The following is a 9,577-nucleotide window of genomic DNA, read 5'->3' on the forward strand; positions in this document are numbered from 1 at the left end:
AATCGCCCTTCAGAGCAATTTTATTGATCCTCAAATTTGTCTAAACAAATTGTGTGATGGTTGACCCCTTTGATGTGAAGGCGTGATTCCTTCAGGTAAATCGCGAAAGGTCTACTGTTCTTGCTTTTGCGCTATGTATACGTATGTATACATATTTTCGAACGGTTAGCGGAAGGAAGAGAAGAAGGAAGAGTGATAGAGAGAAAAAATTCGTGAAGCTGTTACATTCGAAAGGCTCTTCACCTAGTGAAATTGCAACTCTTCTTGGTCTCCCGGTTTTAACAATTGAACAGTATTTGTCGAGTAGTGACTTTCTCGAAAAATCATAAAAGGTGAGGGGATTAGTAATGTTTCAAGAAGATGAACCGAACAGAATCAGTCATGAAAAGGAAATGAGCGCTCGTGCGTTATCCCGCGATATGTTTTTGATAGACCAAGCAATGTATCGGCAGGATGCTAGAGAGGAAGGCAGAGCTGAAGGGTTCAAGATAGGATATGCGGAAGCTATTGAAAAAGGTAAAGCAGAAGTTGGAAGAGAATTCACGCATATTTTATATGCAAAAGGGTATTCACTTGCTGAAATATCTGACCTTTTCAATCTTCCGCTTCCGGTAATTGAAGACTACTTGTCTTCGGGACAAAACTAGTGCATGAATAATACAAAGGGACTACCTACATTCACGGCAGTCCCTGCTTCTTACTTCTCCAATTCAATCACAATGTCATCCATGATAAATTCTTCTCGCCCAACGCCAGATTTTACGGGGATTGAAATTTCTTTCTCCTTGCCATCGGCCGTAATTTCGACGCCACCCGAATTCGTCTCATCGTGAATTCTGAAGGTGACATGAGGAGTGACAATGAGTTTTGTCGCATTCGGGTCTAGTTTTTCGAATGTTTTACTCCAACTTATCGTGTAGGCGTCTTTACCTGACCCGCCATTGCCTTCCCCAGTGTAGACGTTGCCTAAATCATCTTTAATTTCTAGTTCAATGTATGCCTCATGCCATTTATCTTGTACTTCCTGGGTTGCCTTTTGGTTGTAATGAACAATGAAAGACATTGGCGTGAATGCTACTTTCTCGATATTGACGGTTACACCATTTTTCTCAACACTTTGGTTAGTCAATTGGAATTGGCTGTCTATCGCTGGAAGTGAGAATGCAAATTTCCAATTGCCTTTGATTTTTTCACCTGTATCGGTTCGCAAGATGCTCCTTATTTTCCAGTTGATGTCGGCCATGTCTGATGTTAATCCGAAAGGAGTGATTTTGTCTAAGCCGACATAATGATAGTCATCTACTTTTGTAACGTGAGAGCTACCAGCTGCTCCAGTGGCACCTTTAATATCGGCCGAGCCCAAGTGTAATGTTGAGGGGGCCTCTCCCAAATCACGATCACTTTCAATGGAATAGGTGATAGCAACCGTTTCTCCGTCGAAAACCGCGTCATTAATCGTTATTTTAATACCGTTGCTATCTTGTGTCAGATTCATTTCGGTCGAATATTCCTTATAATTGTCGTACAGCCCCGTTTTTTCATTATCCAAGAACCTGAAAATATCTCCGATGATCGGAATGTTGCCCGCGTAAGCTGGGAACGTTAATCCTATTGTCACAGTAGATAAGCCCACAACTAAGGCAGCTGCCGCTACATTCATTTTCCAGCCCCTTCTCTTGTTCTTCTTGCTAATAGACTTCTTGAGTGCACTTTTCACTTTCGCCTTTTCGAATTCAGTGACTGTCATTTCCTCGAATTCATGGTCATCTACGTTCACATCATTCAACAATTCATAGATATCCTTCATATTCTACTCTCTCCTAACTCTAAAGTAGTGACCTTTTGATAGAGCTTCTTTTTTCCGCGGTATACGCGATTATCGATTGAAGTGTTGGTCAATGCGAGCTTTTTTGCAATTTCTTCTGTTTTTAAACCGAGGAAGAATTTCATGATAAATATTTCTCGGTCCACAGGTTCCAGTTGGTTGATGAGCTTGATTAATTCAGTACGGTCTTCCAATAAAATCAGTTCGTCCTCTGCAGACAAATCTGCATTCATATCCATATGCTCTGACGAAAACTCAACTTCTTTACTCGCTTTTCTGTAGTAATCAATTGCTTTAAACTTAGCGATGGTACAAATCCACTTTCTAAAATCCGTCGAATCACCTTTAAATTTTTTCGAATTGTTCCAGATGGATAGAAAAATATCGTTGATACATTCGTCGATAACACCTTGGTCGTTAAGAGGAATGAGAACCTTGTAGGTAATCCCCTTAATGATGGGTAAATAGGTATCCACGACAAATTCTAAGGCATCTTCTTTTTGTCGTTGTAGTCGTTTAATGAAATTCCCCTCGTTAGACGTCATATGATGATTCCCCTTAATTTGTTGTAAAAGCTTTTACACCTTATACAACGTGCTAGAAAATATTATCTCTCATATTGATGAAAAAAGAGCTATAAACCATGACGGTTTACAGCTCTTTGACGGGTTGTCCTATTATTCTGCTTGCTCATTTTTCAGCAAGTCGCGAATTTCTCTCAACAGTTCTTCTTTTGTATCAACTTCAGGTACTGCCGCTACTTCCTCGACAGGCTGCTCTTTCCGTTTAAGCTTCATCAATAGACGGAGTGCCATAAAGATTGCGAACGCAATAATGGTGAAATCGAAAATGTTTTGGATGAATATCCCGTATTCAATTTTTGCATCCATAAATGTATAGCTAAGTCCCGAGAAATCAATGCCTCCCATAAGAAGTCCAATAAGTGGTGTAATAATATTATCGACAAGTGATGATACAATTTTCCCGAATGCGGCACCGATAACAACCGCGACGGCAAGATCGATAATGTTTCCTTTTAGTGCAAACTCTTTAAAGTCTTTTAACATACGTCTCGCTCCTATTCTATCTGTCTTGCTATTGTACTGTTTAAGTGCATGAATACAATACCCTGGATGATAAATTACTAAACACGAAGAGGAGTTTATTGGTATGTTATTCTTCTTCTGCGCCTGTTGGAAACCAACGATAGACAGCCAAATCAACCCTACCGTTTTTCAAATGAACGCCTTCCATTTCGAGCAGCTCTTGTTGGTCGCCACCTGTGAGTGAAATTTCCCCTTTGATGTTAATAATACGGTGCCATGGCAACTGATATTTTTCGCTCATGGAATGGAGGATCCGGACAACTTGTCGTGCCCCACGTGGACTACCGGCAGCAGCGGCGACTTGGCCGTATGTCATAACATGTCCAGTCGGAATTCCTTTGATGATGCGTATGACGCGCTCTGTGAATTCGTTCAAAATCGTAACCCCCTTACATACAATAGTTAAATGGCGTCAGATACGGATTGGTCTTTTCTTATCCAGCCAATACGTGTAAATTGTGATTACAATGGTAAGCCATAATGCGCTAATCGTGAATCCGCCAATAATATCGCTTGGGTAATGAACGCCCAAATAGATGCGGCTGATGCTAATGGTGAGAATCATAAAGGCCGTGAACAGCAACAGCATAACGCGACCCATTGCTGTTTTGATAAAGCCCCAAGCGATAAACGCGATAATGGCGTATAAGCTAAAGGAAATCATAGCGTGACCACTTGGAAAGCTGAAACCATGTGCGTCTAGGATACGATGGATGTCTGGTCGCTCTCTTTTAAAATAAAGTTTAAGCAAGCTGTTGAACAATGGTGTTCCAGTCACAACAATAAGCAATAACCACGCTTGAGGACGAGCACGCAGTCCGAAGTAAAGAATGACAACGAGGAGCAAAGCCATTGGAACAACGACGTAACCAGAGCCCATTGTTGTAAAGACTTTGAGAATGGCAGTTAGCCACGGCGCTTCTAATCCTTGAACAAAGGCAATGGCAGTTGTGTCAAAGGAGGCTATCGAGTTGTTGCCTACTGTCGTTGCGATATAGATAAATGTAATAGCTAAGCCAATACAAAGAATCAATGCAAATGAAATTTTACGCATAGTTAGCCACCTTTCAGTTGCGATTTATTCTATACTATTTTCCTGAATAAGGGTAGTTGCACAATGCTAATTCTCTTGAAAAGGTGCTACACTAGAAAAAAATACTATTAAAAGGACCGATTATGATACTTTTTCTTCTATTAATAGGCGCATACATGCTTGGCACTGTATTGACGGCCTCCATCATTAGCAAGTTCTTTTATAAGAAAAACATTCAGGTAGAAGGCAGCGGCAATCCGGGTGCACGAAATGCAGGTCGGGTGTTGGGCAAAAAGGCGTTTGTGGCGACCTTTATAGGGGATGCGCTGAAAGGGGCAGTTGCGGTGCTCGTCGCAAGATGGCTCGGTTTCGTAGCACCCGTAGAATTGCTAGCTCTTTTCGTCGTCATGCTCGGGCATAACTATCCTTTGTGGTTACGATTTCGCGGAGGAATGGGTGTTTCAACATTTATCGGCGGCATGCTGGCGTTCAATCCCTTGTTGTTTGCTGTTTTTGTTGGACTGTTTGTTGTTGTGTATCCGTTTCTTAAAAGCTTCACGGTTGCAGGACTTAGTGCAGTCGTTTGTATGCCGATTATCGTGTTAATATTTTCATATGGTATGCCTACATTTCTCATGGCCTGTTTGGTAGCGGGCCTACTGTTATTTGCCCATCGGGAAGATATAAAAGAAAAATTACACTCGAGGAGATGAAATAAATGAAAGAGCTACAAACAAGTAATGATTGGCAAAGCGTATTAGAACAGTCCAAAGAGACACAGCTATTCGTATTGAAGCACAGCACGACTTGTCCGGTTAGTACAGCTGCTTATCGTGTATTTGATTCATTTGAAACAGATATTCCAAAATATTTCTTGAGAATCCAAAACAATCGTTCCATTTCTAATGAAATCGAAAGTGATCTAGGCGTTCGTCATGAGTCACCACAGTTGTTTTTGTTGAAAGACGGAAAAGCGCTGTGGCAGGCTACTCACTATGCAATTAGTAAGTCAAAAATTAACAAAGCTTTAGAAAATCTAGAGGGAAATGAATAACAAGTAAATAGAATGTGACTGGGGGAGTTAATGTTGCGTTTACAGAACAAAACTGCAGTTATTACAGGTGGGGCGAATGGAATTGGGGCTGTTGCTGCCGCACTTTTTGGTCAACAAGGCGCACAAGTAGCAATTCTCGATTTTGATGAACAAGCGGGGGAAGCTAAGGCACAAGAATTACGTGATACAGGGGTAGATGCAGCGTTTTTCAAAGTAGATGTTTCGGATAACGATCATGTCAAAGAGGCAGCGAGTCAGGTCATTGACAAGTTTGGCAAAGTGGATATCCTCATTAACAATGCAGGTATTACAAAGGATGCGATGCTATTGAAATTGGACGCCGCAGATTTTAAACAAGTCATTGATGTCAATTTAACGGGCGTATTCAACTGTACACAAGCCTTCTTGCCGACAATGCTTGCTCAGGGTAAGGGGAAAATCATTAATACATCGTCCATTGCGGGAACGGGTGGTAATGTGGGGCAAACAAATTATTCGGCGTCGAAAGCGGGCGTCATTGGCATGACAAAAACGTGGGCGAAAGAATTTGGGCGCAAGGGCATCAATGTTAATGCTGTCGCACCGGGTTTCATTGAGACTGATATGATTGGTACGATACCAGAGAAAGTGATGGGGCAGATTAAATTGCTGACACCCTATACACGACTTGGTACACCTGAAGACATCGCAAATGCTTACTTATTTTTAGCTTGTGACGAATCGGACTTTATTAATGGAACGGTATTGGAAGTGGATGGCGGTATGTTGAAGTGAATTTCATTGTGAAACATGGCTATTCCTCAAAATAGGAATGGTCTTTTTATTTAGAGCAAATAAAGTCCTTGTGAATGAATTCACAACAAGTGACATTTATCATCTCGTACGTTATGACATTTATGTCTTCTGTGAAGTTTGAAAGTTCTTTACTATGAGAGTAAGAAGTAAGCGAGCGAAAAACATCCAACTAGGGAGGATAACATACCATGAGTAAAGAAAAAACGAAGCAGTTGCACAAAGATGTTGCCCCTTTTGCCAAATCAGATCAAAAGAAAAGTATTATGCAGATTATTAACACGGTACCTCCATTTTTACTATTATGGTTTTTGGCATACCAGAGCTTGTCCGTGTCGATTTGGTTGACACTCGGAATTGCGGTTCTTGCATCGGGATTTGTCATCCGCACGTTCATCATTTTCCATGACTGCACGCACGGTTCATTCTTCAAGGATAAAAAGGCGAATGACATTGTAGGTACAATGACTGGCGTGTTGACGCTGTTTGCTTATGAAAAGTGGAAACGTGAACATTCTATCCACCATGCAACAAGCTCGAATCTCGATAAGCGCGGTGTTGGTGATATTTGGGTTATGACCATTGACGAATACATTGAGGCATCGAAATGGCAGCGTTTTGTTTATCGTTTGTACCGTAACCCGTTAGTAATGTTTGGAATTGGTCCACTGTATCTTGTGCTGATTTCAAGTCGTTTTAATCGCAAGGATGCGCGAAAGAAAGAGCGTAATAATACGTATTTGACGAATGTAATTCTTGTTGCCTTATATTCAGGTATGATTTTACTCGTTGGCTGGCAGGCATTCGTGATTGTTCAAGGGTCTATCATGTTCATCGCAGGGGCACTTGGTATTTGGTTGTTCTATATCCAGCATACGTTTGAAGACTCGTATTTCGAAGAGGAATCTGAGTGGGATTATGTCAAAGCAGCTATTGAAGGCAGCTCGTACTACAAATTGCCACGTGTGTTGCAGTGGGCAACAGGTAATATTGGTTTCCACCACGTGCATCACTTGGCACCACGTGTACCGAACTACAATTTAGAGCTAGCACATGAGAAGACACCACCTCTTCATCAAGCAACAACAATTACTATTAAAACAAGTTTGGAATCGATTAGCTTCCGCTTGTATGATCCAGAACGTAAAGGGTTTGTTGCTTTTAAAGACGTTAAGCATCTTGTGAAGTCAGCGAAAGATTCGATTGATTTGAAACCGAAGCGCACAAGCCTGAATGTAAAATAAATTGATAACCAGTCATCTCTTTTATGGGGTGGCTGGTTTATTTTCGTTCAGCAGAAGACCCCTGCTGAATGAAAATAAAGCCTCCGGCGGATGTCACAGATTTTGAAAGGAGTCAATCGAGCAAGCTCGATTCAAAATCTGGACGCAATTACGCCTCAGCGTAATTGATTTTGCTATAATGGAAGTAACTTCATGTAGGACGGTGAATGAACAATATGCAAAGTTGGTATAGTATTTTCCCGAGAAATCCGTTGCTTAGTATTTATGCGTGGGTCATTTTTTGTTTTTTGCCGTTCTTTTTCATTTTTAGATCATCATCGCCAATTGAAATTTCTATTGGTATATCGCTATTATTGCTATTCTTTTTGTCATTCCGCTTTTCATTCAAATCAAAAAGTGGGCTTGTCTACATGTGGCTCAGTTTTGAAATGACGATTAATATTGGGATGACGCTATTGTTTGGCTATGTGTACTTATCTATTTTTACTGCGTTTTTCATTGGAAATATCCGGAATCCGGTTGGCTTTTTTATCATCTATGGACTACATATTGCATTCACGGTAGGTGCGATTGTGGCGGGCTTTTTCATCGACATCGAATTATTTCTTCCGCAAATCCATTTCATCCTTATTTCTGTTATTGGAACGGTGCTGTTGCCGTTCAATTTGTATAATCGCAATAAACGAGAAAACTTGGAGGGGCAATTGGAGGATGCGAAAGAACGGATTTCAGAGTTAATTATCCTGGAGGAACGTCAACGGATTGCCCGTGATCTCCATGATACGCTTGGGCAGAAGTTATCGCTAATTGGTCTAAAGAGTGATTTGGCGGGGAAATTGGTATCGCGTGATCCGCAAGCAGCGGAAAGGGAGTTGCATGATATTCGGCAGACAGCCAGTACAGCGTTGAAGGAAGTACGTGAGTTGGTGGCGGATATGCGTGCGATGAAGCTGGAAGATGAATTGATGCGTATTCGGCAAATTTTGAAGGCAGCTGAAATGGATTTCACGGTTGTTGGTGATCCAGCGTTTACGAATATTCCAGTGATTGTCGAAAATGTGTTGAGCATGTGCTTGAAGGAAGCTGTGACGAATGTTGTCAAGCATAGCTATGGGACGTCTTGCCGTATTGTATTTGAGCAATTGCCGAATGAATTCGTTATTAGTGTGGAAGATAACGGAATTGGTATTACCAGGGGCGGAGAAACGTCGCCAGGCAATGGGTTGAAAGGGATGCGAGAACGGCTTGAATTTATAAATGGTAGCCTGCGAATAGAGGGCGGTGAGGGCACGAAGTTGTCGATTCGAGTTCCCGTCATTATTAAACATATTATGGAGGGAAATTGACATGATACGTATTGTTATTGCAGAAGATCAAGGAATGATGCTCGGTGCACTCGGCTCATTGCTCAATTTGGAAGAGGATATGGAAGTTGTCGGCAAGGCAAAGAACGGGGAAGAAGCGGTTGCGTTAGTGAAGGAGCAACAGCCGGATGTATGTATTATGGACATTGAAATGCCTGTGATGACGGGGCTTGATGCAGCGGAGGCGTTACGAGGCGATGACTGTAAAATTATTATTTTGACGACGTTTGCTCGGACAGGTTATTTTGATCGTGCTCGGAAAGCAGGCGTACGCGGTTATTTGTTGAAGGATAGTCCAATCGAGGAGCTGGTCAGTTCCATTCGAACGATTATGGATGGCCGGCGGATTTATGCACCGGAGCTCGTCGACATTGCGTATGGAGATGACGAAACGGAAAACCCGCTGACAGAGCGCGAGAGCCAAGTGTTAGGGCTCATCGCGGATGGCAAGACGACAAAAGAAATTGCAGGGGAGTTGTATTTGACGCCTGGGACTGTACGTAATTATATTTCCACGATTCTTGAAAAGCTTGGTGTGGGGAATCGGATTGAAGCGATTTCACGCTTTAAGGATAAAGGTTGGTTTAAATGAATAGTTGTTTGTGGGAGCCGACAGAAATGTCGGTTTTTTTGCGTGGAAATGGGTGTGGCGGTCATAACCCCTCTATTAGAAAGCGTTCACAATATGGTATGATTTATTTGAATATTGAGAGTCCGTGCAAGGGGGCTGACAGCAGTTAAAAATATTTTATAAAAATTTGTGAACGAACGTTTGTTTCAAGTTGCGAAAGGGTAAATAAACTAAAACCAGTTAATTCGTCTGTTAAAAAAGCGAGGTTTTAGTCAATGATTACGTCGATGAAAGTAATGTTAAAACCAAATAACAAGCAGCTTTCAAAACTATTTCAATACGCAGGAACAAGTCGATTTACTTACAACTGGGTATTGGGTCAACAGCAAGAAAACTATAAAAATGGTGGAAAGTTTTTATCAGATAATCTGTTGAGAAAACGTTTCACACAGCTAAAAAAAGTAGATGATTATCACTGGTTGACGGGCATTAGCAATAACGTACCAAAGCAAGCGATAAAAGATGCTTGCGGTGCCTACAAAAAATTCTTCAATGGGAAAGCGAAGCATCCAACATTCAAATCGAAAA

General features: G+C 41.5%; 13 protein-coding genes. 8 read left to right on the plus strand and 5 right to left on the minus strand.

Going from position 1 to position 9,577, the window contains the following annotated elements; genetic code table 11:
* Positions 1-347: 347 nt before the first annotated feature.
* Positions 348-647, plus strand: coding sequence for a hypothetical protein (locus R2B72_RS18220; protein ID WP_318618305.1), 300 nt, complete (start codon positions 348-350; stop codon positions 645-647).
* Between the two features lie 50 nt (positions 648-697).
* Here the strand turns inward: R2B72_RS18220 and R2B72_RS18225 are convergent, their stop codons facing one another.
* The 5 genes from R2B72_RS18225 to R2B72_RS18245 form a co-directional block, all read right to left on the minus strand.
* A complete protein-coding gene (locus tag R2B72_RS18225; RefSeq protein WP_318618306.1) occupies positions 698-1,807 on the minus strand; it encodes a DUF4179 domain-containing protein in 1,110 nt (369 codons plus the stop codon).
* Positions 1,804-2,370: a sigma-70 family RNA polymerase sigma factor gene (locus tag R2B72_RS18230; RefSeq protein ID WP_318618307.1), complete on the minus strand. Its 567-nt coding sequence runs from the start codon at positions 2,368-2,370 to the stop codon at positions 1,804-1,806. The genes R2B72_RS18225 and R2B72_RS18230 overlap by 4 nt, the downstream gene beginning before the upstream one ends.
* A 132-nt stretch (positions 2,371-2,502) precedes the next feature.
* Positions 2,503-2,892 (minus strand): large conductance mechanosensitive channel protein MscL, encoded by a 390-nt coding sequence (gene mscL / locus R2B72_RS18235; RefSeq protein WP_318618308.1) that lies wholly within the window; start codon positions 2,890-2,892, stop codon positions 2,503-2,505.
* Positions 2,893-2,998: 106 nt separating this feature from the next.
* Complete coding sequence (locus R2B72_RS18240; RefSeq protein ID WP_318618309.1) at positions 2,999-3,307, minus strand: MGMT family protein; 309 nt, start codon at positions 3,305-3,307, stop codon at positions 2,999-3,001.
* Between the two features lie 36 nt (positions 3,308-3,343).
* Entirely contained in the window at positions 3,344-3,985 is a 642-nt protein-coding gene (locus R2B72_RS18245) for a phosphatase PAP2 family protein (RefSeq protein ID WP_318618310.1), read from the minus strand.
* Positions 3,986-4,107: 122 nt separating this feature from the next.
* Between R2B72_RS18245 and R2B72_RS18250 the strand changes: the two genes are divergently transcribed.
* The 7 genes from R2B72_RS18250 to R2B72_RS18280 form a co-directional block, all read left to right on the plus strand.
* A complete protein-coding gene (locus R2B72_RS18250; RefSeq protein WP_318618312.1) occupies positions 4,108-4,677 on the plus strand; it encodes a glycerol-3-phosphate acyltransferase in 570 nt (189 codons plus the stop codon).
* Positions 4,678-4,682: 5 nt separating this feature from the next.
* On the plus strand, positions 4,683-5,018 hold the full coding sequence (gene ytxJ / locus R2B72_RS18255) for a bacillithiol system redox-active protein YtxJ (RefSeq protein ID WP_318618313.1): 336 nt from the start codon (positions 4,683-4,685) through the stop codon (positions 5,016-5,018).
* Between the two features lie 33 nt (positions 5,019-5,051).
* Complete coding sequence (fabG, locus tag R2B72_RS18260) at positions 5,052-5,792, plus strand: 3-oxoacyl-ACP reductase FabG (RefSeq protein ID WP_318618317.1); 741 nt, start codon at positions 5,052-5,054, stop codon at positions 5,790-5,792.
* Between the two features lie 209 nt (positions 5,793-6,001).
* Entirely contained in the window at positions 6,002-7,054 is a 1,053-nt protein-coding gene (locus R2B72_RS18265; RefSeq protein WP_318618314.1) for a fatty acid desaturase, read from the plus strand.
* A gap of 215 nt (positions 7,055-7,269) precedes the next feature.
* A complete protein-coding gene (locus R2B72_RS18270) occupies positions 7,270-8,400 on the plus strand; it encodes a sensor histidine kinase (protein ID WP_318618319.1) in 1,131 nt (376 codons plus the stop codon).
* A 1-nt stretch (position 8,401) separates the two neighbouring features.
* On the plus strand, positions 8,402-9,010 hold the full coding sequence (locus R2B72_RS18275; RefSeq protein ID WP_318618315.1) for a response regulator transcription factor: 609 nt from the start codon (positions 8,402-8,404) through the stop codon (positions 9,008-9,010).
* Positions 9,011-9,264: 254 nt separating this feature from the next.
* Positions 9,265-9,577 (plus strand): transposase (locus tag R2B72_RS18280; protein ID WP_318618316.1); only part of this gene is annotated, 313 nt, incomplete at its 3' end.

The organism is Sporosarcina sp. YIM B06819 (genome assembly GCF_033485175.1).
Taxonomy (GTDB): Bacteria; Bacillota; Bacilli; order Bacillales_A; family Planococcaceae; genus Sporosarcina.